General features: G+C 74.3%; 15 protein-coding genes. All 15 read right to left on the reverse strand.

Annotated elements, in window-relative coordinates; genetic code table 11:
• Window positions 1-129 precede the first annotated feature (129 nt).
• The 15 genes from ACWDVW_RS22020 to ACWDVW_RS22090 all read right to left on the reverse strand — a co-directional run bounded on the left by ACWDVW_RS22020 (window position 130) and on the right by ACWDVW_RS22090 (window position 14,666).
• Window positions 130-1,047: a hypothetical protein gene (locus tag ACWDVW_RS22020; RefSeq protein ID WP_396747348.1), complete on the reverse strand. Its 918-nt coding sequence runs from the start codon at window positions 1,045-1,047 to the stop codon at window positions 130-132.
• Entirely contained in the window at window positions 1,044-1,634 is a 591-nt protein-coding gene (locus tag ACWDVW_RS22025) for a phage tail protein (RefSeq protein ID WP_449951820.1), read from the reverse strand. Before ACWDVW_RS22025 ends, ACWDVW_RS22020 begins: the two co-directional genes overlap by 4 nt.
• Complete coding sequence (locus ACWDVW_RS22030) at window positions 1,615-4,203, reverse strand: putative baseplate assembly protein (protein WP_449951822.1); 2,589 nt, start codon at window positions 4,201-4,203, stop codon at window positions 1,615-1,617. The genes ACWDVW_RS22025 and ACWDVW_RS22030 overlap by 20 nt, the downstream gene beginning before the upstream one ends.
• Window positions 4,200-4,664 carry a GPW/gp25 family protein gene (locus tag ACWDVW_RS22035; protein WP_449951824.1) on the reverse strand — a complete coding sequence of 155 codons (465 nt, stop codon included), beginning with the start codon at window positions 4,662-4,664 and terminating at the stop codon, window positions 4,200-4,202. Before ACWDVW_RS22035 ends, ACWDVW_RS22030 begins: the two co-directional genes overlap by 4 nt.
• Entirely contained in the window at window positions 4,661-4,999 is a 339-nt protein-coding gene (locus ACWDVW_RS22040; protein WP_396747360.1) for a hypothetical protein, read from the reverse strand. Before ACWDVW_RS22040 ends, ACWDVW_RS22035 begins: the two co-directional genes overlap by 4 nt.
• The gene (locus ACWDVW_RS22045) at window positions 4,999-6,594 is read right to left on the reverse strand and encodes a phage baseplate assembly protein V (protein ID WP_449951828.1); all 1,596 of its coding nucleotides are present in this window, start codon (window positions 6,592-6,594) and stop codon (window positions 4,999-5,001) included. The genes ACWDVW_RS22040 and ACWDVW_RS22045 overlap by 1 nt, the downstream gene beginning before the upstream one ends.
• Window positions 6,591-7,334: a CIS tube protein gene (locus ACWDVW_RS22050; RefSeq protein WP_449951831.1), complete on the reverse strand. Its 744-nt coding sequence runs from the start codon at window positions 7,332-7,334 to the stop codon at window positions 6,591-6,593. Before ACWDVW_RS22050 ends, ACWDVW_RS22045 begins: the two co-directional genes overlap by 4 nt.
• Entirely contained in the window at window positions 7,334-9,232 is a 1,899-nt protein-coding gene (locus ACWDVW_RS22055; RefSeq protein WP_449951834.1) for a hypothetical protein, read from the reverse strand. Before ACWDVW_RS22055 ends, ACWDVW_RS22050 begins: the two co-directional genes overlap by 1 nt.
• A complete protein-coding gene (locus tag ACWDVW_RS22060) occupies window positions 9,210-9,689 on the reverse strand; it encodes a phage tail protein (RefSeq protein WP_449951836.1) in 480 nt (159 codons plus the stop codon). The genes ACWDVW_RS22055 and ACWDVW_RS22060 overlap by 23 nt, the downstream gene beginning before the upstream one ends.
• A gap of 1 nt (window position 9,690) precedes the next feature.
• Window positions 9,691-10,962, reverse strand: a complete 1,272-nt coding sequence (locus ACWDVW_RS22065) for a phage tail sheath family protein (protein WP_449951839.1) — start codon at window positions 10,960-10,962, stop codon at window positions 9,691-9,693.
• Window positions 10,963-10,984: 22 nt separating this feature from the next.
• On the reverse strand, window positions 10,985-11,674 hold the full coding sequence (locus tag ACWDVW_RS22070; protein ID WP_449951841.1) for a carboxypeptidase-like regulatory domain-containing protein: 690 nt from the start codon (window positions 11,672-11,674) through the stop codon (window positions 10,985-10,987).
• Entirely contained in the window at window positions 11,671-12,282 is a 612-nt protein-coding gene (locus ACWDVW_RS22075) for a glycine zipper family protein (protein WP_449951844.1), read from the reverse strand. Before ACWDVW_RS22075 ends, ACWDVW_RS22070 begins: the two co-directional genes overlap by 4 nt.
• A 12-nt stretch (window positions 12,283-12,294) precedes the next feature.
• The gene (locus tag ACWDVW_RS22080; RefSeq protein ID WP_131054723.1) at window positions 12,295-12,630 is read right to left on the reverse strand and encodes a hypothetical protein; all 336 of its coding nucleotides are present in this window, start codon (window positions 12,628-12,630) and stop codon (window positions 12,295-12,297) included.
• A gap of 84 nt (window positions 12,631-12,714) precedes the next feature.
• Entirely contained in the window at window positions 12,715-13,542 is an 828-nt protein-coding gene (locus tag ACWDVW_RS22085) for an LppM family (lipo)protein (protein ID WP_449951847.1), read from the reverse strand.
• A 137-nt stretch (window positions 13,543-13,679) separates the two neighbouring features.
• Window positions 13,680-14,666: a LacI family DNA-binding transcriptional regulator gene (locus ACWDVW_RS22090; RefSeq protein ID WP_449951850.1), complete on the reverse strand. Its 987-nt coding sequence runs from the start codon at window positions 14,664-14,666 to the stop codon at window positions 13,680-13,682.
• Window positions 14,667-14,752 lie beyond the last annotated feature (86 nt).

Consider the following 14,752-nt stretch of genomic DNA (forward strand, 5'->3'; position numbering starts at 1 on the left):
TCGCCGCGTTGATCAAGAGGTTTGCGTCGGAAAGAGGCGCTGAGCCGACGCAAACCTCTTGATCAACCAGGGTCAGGGGGTGGGGCCAGGGGCCAGGGGGGCCAGGGGTCAGGGGGTCAGGGGTCAGGGTTAGGGGGTTGGGGGGAGTTCGGTGAAGCGGATCGCGTCGACTCCGGCGAAGTAGCGGTCGGTGCTCTGCGTCCTGCCGATCGCCACCAGGGTGATCTGGTGCGGGCCCGCCGCCAGCGGCACCCGCGCCACGTCGACCCAGTCGGTGACCCGGACCGTGGGGGAGAAGCCGATGAAGGGGTCACCGACCTGCCGGCCGTCGATCAGGAACACCGTGTTGGCGTAGTCGGGAGCGGTGGTCCGCACCGTGGAGAACTGCCAGACGGCCTGGGCCGGCAGCTCCACCGTCACGGTCACCCGGTCGTTGATCGCCCGCCCCAGGAAGAAGAGCTGGTTGTCCTGCGACCAGGTCACCTCGCAGCAGTTCGGCTGCACCGCCACCGTCGGCGCGGCGCCGGTCGGCGACTCGACCCGGGCGCCGGTCACCAGCGTCTCCGCCTCGACGGTCACCACCCGGGCCTGCGGCGGCGGGTCGTCGTCGCGCGCCACCAGGAACACCACCACCGCCGAGACCACCAGCACCAACGCCGCCGCAGCGGCGATCCACGGCCAAGGCGTACGCTTCGGCGGCGCCACGGCCCGCACCTCGTAGGTGACCCGGCCGCTGGACCGGGAGCTCTCCTCCGGCGCGGTGTTCGCCGAGTACGCGAACCCGGTCATGTCGTAACGACGCGGCGGCGTCCCCGCCGGCACGGCCAGCCGGACCAGGAACGACACCGAACCCTGCCCGGGCACCACCCGCTGCGGTTCGGTGACGGTGAACCAGGAACGTTGCGTGCCCTCGCCGGGCGCCACGTCGAACACCACCGTGTCCGGCGCGAGTCCCGGATTGGAGACGGTGAAGGTCAGCTCCCCGGCGTTCCGGACGTCCAGGGTGAACTGCTCGGCTGCGGCGACGACGGTCCATTCGGTGGTCATGACGGCTCCTTCGGAGCGGGATCGGGCGGGGTGGGAACGGGGGAGGGGGACGGCACACTGGCCCGGCCGACCGCCGGCGCGTCCGCCACGACGGTGACCTCGGCGGTCACGGCGGCCGGTTTCTCCGCCGCGACGATCCGGCTGACCAGGGCGAGCTGGTCGGCGGCGGTCGACGGCACCCGGACGACCAGGTGGAAGGGCCGGTCGGTCGGCTCGTCGAGGACGAAGCCGGTGACCCCGGTGGCCAGTTCCAGGGCGGTCCGCAACCCGTCCGGAGTGCCCCGCCAGGTCGCCAGCGCCGCCCCGTGCGCCACCAGGTCACGCAGCCGGCTGGACGGCAACGGCAGTGGGGCGTCCCGCCGGGGCGCGGCGACCACGTGGTCCATCGCCACCCACCCGGCCAGGTACGCCACCATGCCGTCCGGCGCGCGGTACGGCGCGAACAGCGCGTCGACCTCGGCCAGCACCGTCTCGTCCGGCGCGTGCAGCGCCTCCATCACGTCCAGCAACGCCCACAGCACGCTGCCCGGCACGCAGGCGCGCTGGTAGGCGGCGGGCAGCAGCCGCTCAATGGCCGGTCGACGCATCCTGCCGCACCACCTCGATGTCGTGCTCGCCGGAGCAGAGCAGCCAGGTGTCCGGGACGGTGACCACGTCGGCGGTGGCCTGGTTGGCGCTGGCCGACCAGTCGACCGCGTCGCCGCTGCGGTGCACGCCGCGTTCCCCACCGGCGAGCACCAGCCGGTCCGTGCCGGCGGTCGCGGCGATCGCGTCGACCGGCACGAACCGGGTGCGGTCGCGCAGCGGCAGCCCGCAGTTGACCGACACCGACGACCACTGCGGCTGCGCCGCGACCGTGTCCAGCCGCAACACCCCGCCGCTCTGGGTGGCGGCCAGCGCCAGGGTGCCGCTGAAGGCCAGGTCCCGGCAGGTGCCGCCGATCCAGCCGGACTGCATCGCCTGCCACTTCACGTCGGACTCGAACAGCCGGGCCCGGAAGCAGCCCTGCCCGGGCCGCTTCGGGTCCGGCTCCCCGGCGCCGCTCCACAGCAGCGTGGCCGGACCGTCGTACTGCACGGCGAGCAGCCGGTTGTCGACATTGGCCAGACCGACGTGGGTGAAGCTGCCGGGGCGGCCCGCGTTGCCGGACAGATAGACCCCGAACCCGGCCTGCGCCGCCACCGCCACCCCGGGCACGCCACGCTCGGAGACGAACGCCCGCACCGCGTAGAAGCCCCGGTCGGCGTCGGCCGGGTCGACCAGGATCTGCAACGGCACCGCGCCGGGCAGCAGCGACACCTCGTACAGGCCGGTGTCGGTGGCGACCAGCAACGCGCCCGCCCCGTCCCGGTCGATCCAGGCCAGGTCACTGATCCGGGAGTCCAGGTCGGCCAGCAGCGACCAGGTCTCGCCCAGGTCGGCGCTCAGGTGCACCCGGGAACCGCCGCCGGACCGGACCGTGGCCACCGCCACCGACCCGGGCCGGGGCACGATGCCGGGCCGGACCGGGGCGGGCGCGGGCGCCACCCGCTGCACGGTCTCCCCGTCGAACCGGCCCGCCGGCTCCCACCCCGCACCGGCGTTGGTGGAACGGAACAGCACCGGGCCGCTGCCCGCGTACCAGGTGCGTGGTTGGTACTGGTCCGCGGCGATCGTGCGGACCTGCTGGTCGGGAGCCTCGTCGACGACGAACCGCACCGACTCGACGTAGCGCACCCCGGGCTCGGCGTGCTCCAGCAGCCGGTACACGTTGGAGGCGCGTAGCGGCTCGCCGAACGCCCAGCCGGCCGGGTTCAGCGGGGTGGGCAGCGGACTCAGCGTCTGGTGCAGCCGGTCGTGGATGCGCCTCCGCACCGCCTCCGCGTCCTCCTCCCGGCGCACCACCACCCGGGCCCGGATCGACACCGCCTTGTACCGCGCCCAGCTCGCCCGGCAGGTGGTGCCGAGCGAGCGGCGGCGTTCCAGATCCGCCTCGACCCGCAGCCGGGCCTCCTCCACCTCGTGCCCGCGCAGCACCGCCACCGGCAGCCGGCCGCCCGGCCGGGCGTCGTCCGGCACGTACGGCACCAGCACCACCTCGACCTCGCCGGGTCGGGCGAAGCTGTAGACGGCGGCCCGGGTGAAGGCACGGGCCCGACTCACCCCGCCGGAGCCGGTGGCCAGCACCTCGAAGTCGCGGGCGGTCACCGCGCGCTGCTGGGCGAAGAAGGCGTACGGGCCGCGCAGCAGCACCGACTCCATCGCCTCCATCTCCCGGCCACCGGCCGCCGGTGACGGGTTGACCACCTTCACCCCGGGCAGCGGGTCCCGCAGGCTGGTCAGCGTCCCGGCCGCCACGTTGCCGGCGGTGCCGCCACCGGCGCGATACCAGAGCCGCACCTGCCGCCCGGCCGGTGGCACCGCCGCGACCGGGGCGTCGTCGCCCGACGGGTCCGGCCCGCGCAGGTCCAGCGCCGGGGCGAAGGTCACCGTGCCCGAGCAGCGGTCCACCAGGTACGCCTTGTCCTGCGACCCGAGGCCGGCGAAGCTGTCCACCGCCCGCCAGATCTCGAAGGTGCGTCCCTCGTGCTCGCGGGCCGCCGCGCCCAACTCCACCGAACCGGTCGGCACCTCGACGCCGAGCAGCAGGTCCAGCGGCTCGGCGGTCCGGGCCAGCGGAGCCCGCCCGGCCCGCAGCACCTGCCCCGGCGCGCCGGTGCCGACCCCGAGCAGCTCGGCCTCGACCGGCTCGCAGTGGTGCATCCGGACGGTCACCTCGCGCTGGCCGGCGGCGAGCAGCGCCGGTTCGCAGGTGACGAAGACGACCGGGCGCGGGTCCGCCCCGCGCGCCGCCGCGACCCGGGTACCGACGGGGATGCGCAGCGCCTCGTCGTCGGCGCCGGTCCGGGTGAACCGGACGTCCGCCCAGGCCGCCGACGGCGCGTGCCGGGTCACCCCGAGCAGGTTGAGGAAGGAGACGTACGCCTTCTCCGGCAACTGGTTCAGCCGATAGATCATCACCTCGGTGAGGTGCGCGAACGCCTCCAGCAGGGCGATGCCCGGGTCGTGCGCGGACAGGTCGGTCCAGCCGGGGCAGGACTGCCGGATCCGCTCCCGGGCCTCGGTCACCAGGTCGAGGAAGGTCCGGTCGTCCAGGTGCGGCACGGGCAGGGTCATCGCCCCTCCTCAGCGTCGGCGCCGGGGTCGGGGGTCGGCCCCGGCGGGTCGTCGTCGACGGGCAGCAGGTCCACGGAGAAGACCAGCTGCCCAGGGGTGAGGCTGGCCCGGATCCGGTAGTCCAGCCGGATCACCAGCCGCCACGGGTCGTCCGGGTCCGGCCCGGCGTCCACGTCGAGCACGTCGATGCGGGGCTCCCAGCGGGTGACCGCCGCACGGACGTAGTGGATGGCCAGCCCGGCGGTGGTGTCGTCGTTCGGTGCGAAGACCAACCGGTGCAGCCGGGAGCCGTAACCGGGACGCATCAGCCGCTCGCCCGGCGTGGTGGACAGCAGCAGGAACAGCGCCTGGCGTACCGTCTCGTCGCCGTCGGTCATGGCCAGCCCGCCGGCCGCGGTCAGCCCGAGCCCACCACTGCGACCGGCGTCGAAACCCGCGCCGAGGAACCGGATGGCCCTCACCGGTCGGCCCCCAGGAACCGTTGCCGGGGATCGCGCACCCGATATCGGAACTGGCCCGGCGGGCTGCCGTCGGTGAATCCCTCCAGGTGCGACAGCACCACCCGGTGGCCGTCCACGCGGACGAAGTCGCTGTAGCCGACCCGGACCGGCTCGGTCTTCGTGCACGGCTTGACCGTCGCGCCGTAGTTCGGGCAGGCGACGATCTTGCGGCCCTTCGGGTCGTCGGCCACCAGCACCGGTACGCCCACCACCCGCACCCACCCCTGCGACTCCTCGTTGCGGACCCGGCCGTCGTGGTCACACCTGATCACCGAGTCGCGATGGATCCAGCGCATCAGCCACCTCCTTGGTGATGGGTGCGGGCCAGGCTGCGGGCCCGCTCGGCGGCGGTGCCCGGGTCCTCGCTCGCCTCGGCGTGCAGGAAGTCGACGCTGCGGGCGCGCACCACCATCGCCCGGCCCGGCGCGGAGAGCACCAGGTCGGCGGCGGCGTGCAGGGTGACCAGGTCCGGGGTCAGCTCCAGCCAGCTACCCGTGTCGGTGCTCAGCCGCAGGCTGCGGGCCACGTCGTCGACCACCACCTGCTGCCCGCCCGAGGTCCGCAGCGACCAGCGCCGGGCCCGCCCGTCGTCCACCCCGGTGTCGTACGGCGTGACGGCGCCGAACAGCGCACCGAGCACCACACCGGAGGCGGGTTCGCCACCGGGCAGCGCCACCAGCACGGCGTCCTGCGGATCGGGCAGCGCCACCAGTCCCTTGCCCCGGCCCGCTCCCGGGCAGAGCACCGCCAGCCACCCGGCGTCCGCCCCGCCGTAGGCGGGCAGTTCCACCCGCACCCGGCCCAGCCCGTCCGGGTCGGCCACATCCGTGACGGTGCCCAGCGTGACCACCGCCGGAGCGGGTGGCCCGGCCGGCGGTGCCGGCGGCGGCACGGTGGAGAACCGACTCAGGTATCCGTCGGCGTCGACGGTGTGCACCACCTCGGTCAGCACGTACGTGCCGGCCATCGACTCGGTGACCCCGGTCAGCCGGATCCGGCGACCGGGGCGCAACGCGGGATCACCCTCGGCGGTGCCCTCGGCGGTGACCAGCGCCGCCGCCCGTACGTCCAGTCGGGCCTGGGCCAGCGCGGCGATCTCGTCGTCGCTGCGGCCCGGCTGGTCTAGCGCGGTCCGGGCGCCGTCCGCGCCGACGTCGGCGGGATCCGGGTCCACCGGCGTGTCCCGCCCGCACCGGGCCACCCCGGCCTGCGACGTGAACGGTTCGGCTCGCTGCGGGTGCCAACCCAGCGCGGCGCTCTCGCCTGCGGCGGTGTCCACGTTCACCGACAGCCGCAGGCCGTGCACGTCGAGGCCGAGCGCGAGTGGGATCGGCGTGCCGTACCCGTCGAGCGTCAGCAGACGCAGCACCTCCTCGTCGACACTGAGGTGCAGCCCGGCCCGGCCGGTCACCTCCAGCAGCAGGTCGAGGTCGCTCGGGCGGTGGTGCGGCAGCCGGTCCAGCCGTGGCCCGTCAGCCTCGGCGTCGACCCGCAGGCCCAGGTCGGCGCAGAGGTCGGCGGCCAACTCGGCGGCGGTCACCGACTCGAACACCCGCAACCGCTGCCGCTTGCGCAAGCGGTGCAGCGCGTCGTACGCCCGGATCCGCAGGGTCGCCGCGCCGTCGGCGGCGTACTCGACCTCGACGGCGGTGACCTCGCCGTCGAACAACGCCGTCGGGTGCCCGTCGAGGCGGACCGCCAGGCGGGCGCCGACCCGCGCCGAGGCGACCGGCGCGGCGCTGCCCGGCCCGGCGGCCAGCGCCACCTCGCACTGGGTGGGCCGGTTCAGTCGGGCGGCCACCCGCACCGAGTGCACCCGTCCGCTCCCACGGCCGGCCAACGGGCCGCCGTCAAGCAGCACGGTCAGCGCCCGGGGCGCGCCGCCGCTCATGCCCCGTCACCCGTGGCGGCGACGGTCCCCGGCAGCGGCGGCACGGCCAGCGCGGTGCCGGCGGGCACGGCCAGCGGGTCGGTGATCCGGTTGTGCTCGGCCAGCAGCCGCCAGCGCAGCGGCGAGCCGAGCGCGTCGTGGGCCAGCAGGTCGAAACGTACGCCGGTGGAGTCGGCCGTGGCGGTGCCGTCACCGGCGGCGACCAGGGCCGTGCCCGGCGCGACGGCCGGCGTCTGCGCCTCGGCCAGCTCCTCGGCGAAACCCTCCTCGGCCCGGGTGGCGTCCTCGGCTACCCGCACCAGCTTGAGCCGCAGCCAGGAGCGGCGCGGTGAACCGGTCGCGGTGAACGCGTCGAACCGTTCCGCCACCGCCACGATCACCCCCGGCACGTTCCACGTCTTGCCCCAGACCAGCCGCACCAGCGGCGGCCGGACCCAGCCGTGCTCGACCGCCGAGTTCTCCGCCAGCATCCACAGTGGACGCGTCAGCGCGCGTACGTCGGTGGGCCGGACCTGCCCCTCCGCGAAGTCGGTGTCGAAGAGCAGGTCGAGCACCAGTTCGGTGCGCCCACCCCCGGTGAACACCAGCGGATCGTCGGCGAGCCCGACGCCGGTGAGCTGACTGCCGGCGCTGCCCCGGTGCCGTACCCCGGCCAGCCGACTGACCTGCACGGTCTCCGGGTTGAGCAGGCAGTCCACCCGCTCACCGGTGGCGTCCACGAGGAAGGCGACCCGTTCCATCAGCCGCCCGCCTGTTCCCGGTCCAGGCGACGCAGGTGGGCCGCGGCGGCGTCCTCCGGATCGGGAACCACCCACAGCGCCCGGTCGTCCGGCAACGCCGGCCACGGGTCCGACGCGTCCCGCCCGTCACCTGACCGGACGTCGGGAGCACCGGCACCGGTCAGGTCCGGCCACGGCCCGCGCGGCAGCACCGGCCGACGACCGGCACCGGCCGGCAGCCCCGCGCCGGGCCAGAGCCCGTCTCCGAACGCGCCGTCCGCGCGCCGCCGCCCGACCTCGCCGCCCCTCCCGGACAGACCGTCCCCACCCGCCGTCCGGTACGCCTCGTCCCCACCCGTTGCCGCCCCCCACCGCCCCGGATGCCGAGCCCCGTCGGGCCCGAGCACACTCGACCGCGCCGGATGCCGCAGCCCGTCGACGTCCGGGCCGCTGCCGATCCCGCCGACCGTGCCGGCCGTCCGTGGGTACGCCCGCGCCGGATACGCCTCCCGCCCCGCTCCCGGCGACGACGAGTCGTCCGGGGCGGCGTCGACCAGCCGCAGCACCGCCCTGTTCCGGCCCGGCACCGATCCCGGCGCTTGCCGCCGATCCGCTGCCGGTCGTGCGCGATCCGTCGCCGATCCGAAGCCGGGCGACGACGCGGCGGCGTCCGCAGTGGCGTCCGGAGCGGCGTCCGCGCGCTGGCGGTCGGCTCCCTCGACCAGCCGACGGCCCGACACGCCCGCCACCCCGGTGCCGGTGGGCGCTGTGTCCGCCCGCCCCCGGGCCGAATCCGCGGGGCGCCCACGTCCGCCCGCCCACGGCGTCGTCGCGTCGCCCGCCGCCGGACCCGCGCCCGCCCCACTCGGCACCGCCCCTGCCCCTGCCGCCGATGCCCCCGCGCCGTCCGGCGTCGACCGTGTCCCCGATGTGCCTGCCTCGCTGACCAGCGGCCCTGCCCCGGGTGTGGCCGTCCCGCCGACGATCCCTGGTGTGGGCGCCCCGTTGGCGACCGCCCCTACCCCCGGTGTGGGCGCCCCGCTGACGGTCGACGCTGCTCCGGGTGGGTACGACCCGTCGACGGTCGACGCTGCTCCGGGTGTGTCCGCCCCACGCACCGCAGACGGCGTGCCCGCGCTGTCCGCTGTGGAGCCGGTCCGGGGTGCGCCGGCCCCGCTCACCGCGCGCCGGCCGCCCGGCGCGTCGTGATGGCGCGCCGCCGCAGTGGCCCGGCGCGTGTCCGCCGCACCGGAAGGTATCCCTGCGCCGCGCCTCTGCTCTGCTTCACTCCACGCAACGGCTGAGCTGCGGTGTCCGGGGGGTTGCGTCGGTTGAAGCAGAGCGAAGGGGGCGGGGGAGGACCGGTCGGTCCCCGGCACCCCGGCGTAGTGCGACGATCCGTCGCCCCAACCGCCGCCGGGCGGCCGTCGCCCGGCCCACGGATCGGTCCCCTCCACCGCGCCCTCGGCCGCCCGGTGCGGGTCGTCGGCGTACTCCTCGCGCTCGGCCGGCAGAGCGCCGGCCGGCGACTCGGCCGCGAGGTCGCGGAGCAGCCCCGGGGCGTGGGCCGCGATCAGCCGCAGCCAGTGCTCCGGGGGACGGTCCGGATGCCGGTACGCGACCGCCTCCCACCCGTCCGACGACGCGGCGGCGTCGGTGCCGTGGTCCGTGCCGCCGACCGCGTCGCCCCGCAGGCCGCCGATCGCGCTGTCACGGACGTTGCCCCGCAGGCCGCCGATCGCGCTGTCACGGACGTCGCCCCGCAGGCCGCCGACCGTGTTGCCGCCGACGCCGTCTCGCAGGCCGCCGCCCGCCGCGCCGTCGGGGGTGGTGTCCACCAGGCCGGCGACACGGTCCACGGCGCGCGCGGCGGACCGGAGCCGACCGGCGACCCAGCTACGCGGGCGTGGGCGCGGCACCGCCGGTCTCCAGTTCCAGGCTCTCGTAGCGCAGCGTCAGCGCCGCGATGGCGATCTCCTGGCCGAGCGTGTTGAGGTGCGCGCCGCGCCACCGGGTGGGCCAGGCGTTGAGCAGGTTCCAGCGCAGCACCTCGGCCGTGCCGGCGGAGTCGAGCAGCACCACCGAGACGTTGCGGCGGTCACTGGTGCCCCGGGCGATGGTGTGCACCCAGTCCCACAGTTCCCGGGAGGCGGTCAGGCCGAAGTGCAGCGTGACCGGGCCGTACTCGACCTGGCCGGGGATCATCCGGATCCGGTCGTTGCCCTGCTCCCGGTACGGTTGCGCGGGGATGTTCACCTCCAGGCCGCTGACCTCGGTGAAGTGGCCGTTGGTGACCCCGTTGACCAGCAGCTTGAAGTTGTACGCCCGGTACGGGTCGACCGGGGCGCCCGGCTGCGGAGTGGCCGTGGTCGGCATGTCAGCCTCCAATCGTCTCGGTCTCGGTGCCGCCGGCCCACTGGCTCAGCTTGAACACCACGAACTCGGCCGGCTTGACCACCGCGATGCCGATGTGCGCGACCACCATCCCGGCGTCGCGGACGTCGGCCGGGTTGGTCTCCTCGTCGCACTTGACGAAGAACGCCTCCTCGGGCGTACGCCCCAGCAGCGCGCCGTCGCGCCACACGCGGGTCAGGAAGGCGCCGATGTCCCGGCGGATGGAGCGCCACAGCGTGTAGTCGTTCGGCTCGAACACCATCCACCGGGTGCCGTTGGCGATGGCCTGCTCGATGGCGATGGAGAGCCGCCGGACGTTGAGGTACCGCCACTCGCTGGCCTCGGCGGCGAGCGTACGCGCGCCCCAGACCCGGATGCCCTCGCCGGGGAAGTACCGGATCACGTTGACGCCCTTGGGGTTGAGCACGTCGTGCTCGGAGCGGGTGACCAGGTGACCCAGGTCGACGGCGCCGCGTACCGGCTCGTTGGCGGGTGCCTTGTGCACGCCGCGCAGGGCGTCGGTGCGGGCCCAGATGCCGGCCAGGTGCCCGCTCGGCGGGGTGAGCACCAGGTCGCCGCTGAGCGGGTCGCGTACCCGCAGCCAGGGGAAGTACAGCGCGCCGAAGTCCGACTGCCGGGGCCGGTGCGCCGTCGGGTTACCGCTCGACCCGCTCGACCCGGTCGACCCACCGCCGGAGCCACCCGAGCCACCCGAACTGGCCGGGGTGTCGCCGCCCTCGCTGGGCTTCGCCGCCCGGCCGGAGCCGGCCGTGGCCACCCGGGTCAGCGTCGAGATGTCGTCGATGTCGGGAGCCGGGTCGCAGATCGCGACCATGGTGCGGGTGCGCTCGGCCAGGCTCAGCAGCGCCTCGTGCGCGACCGCGTCGTGGAAACCGGGCGCGGCCACGATGGAGATCTCGTCGATCGCCTCCAGCAGGTCCAACCCGCCGCGCTGACGGCCGCTGCCGGTGAGCGCGCCGCCCTCGCCGACGTTGACCACCCAGCAGCGGGTGCCGCCGTTGTCGAGGAAACCGAAGACCGCGCGAGCCAACGGGGTGCTCTCGAACTCGTCGCCGTCGGCGTAGAGGCGGAGGAACTCGGTCCAGTTGTTCACGGCGAGGGCCTCGCCGAGACGGGCGGTGCGGTCCGGTGCCACGCCGACGAAGGCTGCCGTGCTGGTGCCGACCGGTCCGATCGGCCGGGCACCGGCAGGCACCTCCTCGACGTAGATCCCGGGTGAGAAGTAGCTGGGCATCGGTCCTCCCGTACGGGTCGGGTCAGCGGGTCGGTGGCGCGCAGACGATGACGATGTCGGGGTCGGTCGGGTCCACCTCGGCGGTGAGCACCTGACCCCGACCGGTGAGCCGGAGCCGTACCGGTCCGGGCTGCTCCGGGTCGTGTGGCACGCCGACGACCCGGAACCGTCCCGCCGGGTCGGTCCGGGTCGCGTACGGCTGGCCGACGACCTCCACCCGCATCGCGGCGAGCGGTTGGTCGGCGGGACCGACGACGCGGCCGTCGAAGGTGAGCATCTCCAGTTGCCGCAGCCGCAGCGGGCGCAGCACCGGCGGTGCCGGCTCGTGCGGATGGGTGACCTGCACCGGTACGTCGATCAGCAGGGCCGGCCGGGGCGGCACGCCGAGTGCCACCCACAGCGCCGGGTCGCCCGCCTCCAGCACGAGCGTGTGTCCGCTCGGACCGGTGGCCGCGACCAGCACCCGGTCCAGCTTCGCCAGGGCCTCCGGTCCGTCGGCGGCGAGCAGGTAGCGGACGATGAGCCGGTACGGCTCGGGTCCGCCGCTGCCCCGGGTCTGCCGGGCCGGGCGCAACTCCAGCGGCCACAGGGTCAACCCGTCCGCCGCCGGTCCGGGCGCGGGCGGGCCGACCGGGACGGCGTCGCCCGCCGCCCCGGCCAGCCACCGCGCCAGTTCGGCGGTGGCCGCCTCGATCGGACCGCCTCCGGTCATCGCGGCGGCGTCCCCTGGATCCGGTACGCGATGGCCTCGTTCCACACGTGCGGGTAGACGCCGATCTCGAAGTACCGGGTGAAGCGGTTGATCGGTGCACCGGTGTGGTCGTGGTAGAGCAGCCACACCGGCGCGATGGTGAACAGCACGTAGTTGGCCAGGACCAGCGGGATGTAGAGCGGCCCGAGCAGCCGGGCCTGGAAGATGTGCACGTCCTCGTGGCGCTGGATGCCCGGCCCGGAGCCGGCGCAGACCGTGCCCAGCGTGGTGGCGTAGCGCGGCGAGACGCCCTCCACCACGTTGACCCGGCAACTGTGCTGCGAGGTGGCCCGGTCCAGCGAGTGGCCGAAGACCAGGTGCACCGCGAGGTAGGTCGCGCCCACCACCGTGTTCAGCAGGCTCCACGTGTGGTCGACGACGAACAGGAAGATCCCTCGGGCGTCGGCCCCGTAGACCCGGGCCGAGGTGATCGACCATCCGAAGACGACGCCGACGAGCAGGCCGACGCCCGCGCCGACGAGCAGCCCGACGGGTCCGCCGAGCAGCCCGCCGAGGACCGTGCCCGCCGCGACGTGGACGGCGGCGCTGATGACTCCGAAGACGGCCATGACGGTTCCCCTCTAGGCCCAGGAGCGGATGAAGCGGGGCTCGTTGCCCTGCGCCAGCCGGGTCGGAGTCGCCTGCCGGTTGCCGGGAGGCAGTTGGTTGACGCCGAGGGCGGCGGAGAAGATGACCAGCCCGTTGAAGAAGGCGATGATCCACTTCTCGGCGCCCGCGTCGGTGGCGAAGGCCGCGGTGAGGTACGACAGCAGCAGGGCGATACCCAGCGCGATCCACTTGCGTGCGGTGTCGGCACTCGGGCCGATCAGCCCGCCGATGACGTTGGTGGCCAGCAGTGTCGCGGCGCTCGCGCCGGTGAGACTGCCCAGCGCCGCCCAGGTGAAGAGATCGTTCATCGCCGATCCCCCTTCGATTTCGCGTGGTGCGGGGTGGGATGTGGTGCCGCCCGCCGGGCGGGCGACGGTGCCGGCTGACCCGGGTCAGCCGGAGCCCGGCACACCGCCGGTGGTGTGCGGTGCCGGACCGGGCGTGCGCGGACCACCGGTGGGGCCCGGTCCGCCGGACGTCGGCGCGCCGTCACCCGCCGGGCCCGTGCCGGACCGGCGCAGCAGCAGTACGACGATCACCGCGACCAGCAGCAGGATCACCGCACCGGCACCGACCAGCAACCACGGGAAGCCCCCGCCGGTGTCCTCCTCGTCCGCCGGGGCGGACGGTCGGGGCGGTGCCTCGGCGACGGCCCGTAGTTCGGGCGGCTTCGGCTGGTTGCGGGCGACCCGCCAAGTGACCGTACGGTCGTTGACCTGACCGCCCGCGCTGACGTCCAGAACGCGTCCGGGGAAGGTCACCGAGATCTCGAACGACATCAGCGTCATGAATCGCGCCTGATTCGCCGGATCCTGTTCGGCGACTTTTCCGCCGTACTTCTTCGGGTCGAGCGGAAGAGTGAACACGTACCGGTCGTCACCCTGCCGGACGATGCTCAGACTTTCGCTGTCGAATTGATCGAGCGGAACGTTCCGGTAGTTGATCTGAGAACCGTAGTGGGTGGTGTCCTCGTACCGGCTCTCGGTGCCTTCGGGCAGGGCCGGGATGTTCTGCCGAAGCTCGGCGAAGCCGGCCTCGACCGTCTTGTTGTTCGCGGTCAGCACGTTGCGTTCGGCGGTCAGCAGGAGTTGTCCGCTGACCGTGTCGTCGGCGTTGACGGTCAGTCCGGTGTTGAGTTGCATGCAGCCGGAAAGAACCGCCAGAAGGACGAGACACGCCGCGCCGCGGAGTATCCTGGTGCGCCCGAGCCCCGATTTCATGGGCTCAGTCTGTGCGTTCGCGACCCGAGTCATCAGTCAGCGATCAGTCAGATGGCAGTCGCCGATCTTACCGCTCACCAGTCACATTCGACCGAGGTCGCACACCCCGGAAATGGATATCCTGAAAGGTTGTGCCGTCAGGCGCTGTCGCGGCGTACCAGTGCGGACGGGAAGCGGGTGCACATCGGGGCGTGCCGGTGTTCCAGCACCATGGTGGCGGCGGCGCTGGCGATCTGGCGGACCGGGTGGCTGGCGGTGGTCAGGGCCGGTGCCGTCACGGCGGCCAGCGGGATGTCGTCGAAGCCGGTCACCGCGACGTCACCGGGCACCTGCACGCCGTCGGCGCGGAGTCGACCGATCACGCCCAGCGCGGTCGCGTCGCTGATCCCGACGATCGCGTCCGTGTCCGGCCAGCGGCGCAGCACCTCGCGGGCGGCGGCACGGCCCCGTTCCACCGAGAAGTCGCCGACCACCTCGCGCGCCGGTAGGCCGGCGTCACGCAACAACCCCCGGTACGCGTCCACCGAGCGGTTGGCGCAGGTCAGCCAGGGGGGACCGGTGACCATCGCGATCCGTCGGCGACCGCTGGCGTAGAGGTGGCGGACGATGGCCTCGGTGGCGCCGCCGTTGTCGATGTCCACCGACGGCACGGTGGCCGAGCCGACTCCGATCGACACGGCCCGCCCGCGCAGCCGGCGCGGCACCAGCTCCAACAGCTCCGCGGTCGTGTTGACCAGGATCAGGCCGGTCACTCCCCGGTCGTCGGTCAACCGGACCAGTCGCTCCGGCGCGTGCAGCGGCACCCAGTCGACGGTGACGCCCAGCCCGTGCGGTGCGCAGACCCGCGCGGTGGCGCCGAGGACCTGGTCGACATAGCTGTCGTCGAGCACCGCCGGGTCGGTGCCGGCCACCGCCACCAGCAGCCGTACGCCGGTGCCGTGCACCAGCGCCCGGGCGGCCGGGTTGGGTACGTAGCCGAGCTCGTCCACGGCGGTGCGTACCCGCTCCCGAGCGGTCGGTGACGCGAACCCGTTGCCCGCGATGACCCGGGACGCCGTGGAGCGGGAGACTCCGGCGGCTCGGGCGACGTCGTCCAGGGTTGCCGGCCGGCGTGCCGTGGTCATGGTGTCTCCCTGTTGCTTCGGCCCGCCTGGTGCGCGGGCTCCCACCCGCATCATGCCTCGCCGAAGGTCCAGGGGTAAGGACCGGA

The organism is Micromonospora sp. NPDC003241, from assembly GCF_053589795.1.

Excerpts from the sequence above, each read along its gene's own strand:
- ACWDVW_RS22085 (WP_449951847.1), bottom strand. The coding sequence starts at position 13,542 with ATGAAATCGGGGCTCGGGCGCACCAGGATACTCCGCGGCGCGGCGTGT.
- ACWDVW_RS22040 (WP_396747360.1), bottom strand. The coding sequence starts at position 4,999 with ATGCGCTGGATCCATCGCGACTCGGTGATCAGGTGTGACCACGACGGC.
- ACWDVW_RS22020 (WP_396747348.1), bottom strand. The coding sequence starts at position 1,047 with ATGACCACCGAATGGACCGTCGTCGCCGCAGCCGAGCAGTTCACCCTG.
- ACWDVW_RS22045 (WP_449951828.1), bottom strand. The coding sequence starts at position 6,594 with ATGAGCGGCGGCGCGCCCCGGGCGCTGACCGTGCTGCTTGACGGCGGC.
- ACWDVW_RS22075 (WP_449951844.1), bottom strand. The coding sequence starts at position 12,282 with ATGGCCGTCTTCGGAGTCATCAGCGCCGCCGTCCACGTCGCGGCGGGC.
- ACWDVW_RS22080 (WP_131054723.1), bottom strand. The coding sequence starts at position 12,630 with ATGAACGATCTCTTCACCTGGGCGGCGCTGGGCAGTCTCACCGGCGCG.
- ACWDVW_RS22025 (WP_449951820.1), bottom strand. The coding sequence starts at position 1,634 with ATGCGTCGACCGGCCATTGAGCGGCTGCTGCCCGCCGCCTACCAGCGC.
- ACWDVW_RS22090 (WP_449951850.1), bottom strand. The coding sequence starts at position 14,666 with ATGACCACGGCACGCCGGCCGGCAACCCTGGACGACGTCGCCCGAGCC.
- ACWDVW_RS22060 (WP_449951836.1), bottom strand. The coding sequence starts at position 9,689 with ATGCCGACCACGGCCACTCCGCAGCCGGGCGCCCCGGTCGACCCGTAC.
- ACWDVW_RS22030 (WP_449951822.1), bottom strand. The coding sequence starts at position 4,203 with ATGACCCTGCCCGTGCCGCACCTGGACGACCGGACCTTCCTCGACCTG.
- ACWDVW_RS22065 (WP_449951839.1), bottom strand. The coding sequence starts at position 10,962 with ATGCCCAGCTACTTCTCACCCGGGATCTACGTCGAGGAGGTGCCTGCC.
- ACWDVW_RS22070 (WP_449951841.1), bottom strand. The coding sequence starts at position 11,674 with ATGACCGGAGGCGGTCCGATCGAGGCGGCCACCGCCGAACTGGCGCGG.
- ACWDVW_RS22050 (WP_449951831.1), bottom strand. The coding sequence starts at position 7,334 with ATGGAACGGGTCGCCTTCCTCGTGGACGCCACCGGTGAGCGGGTGGAC.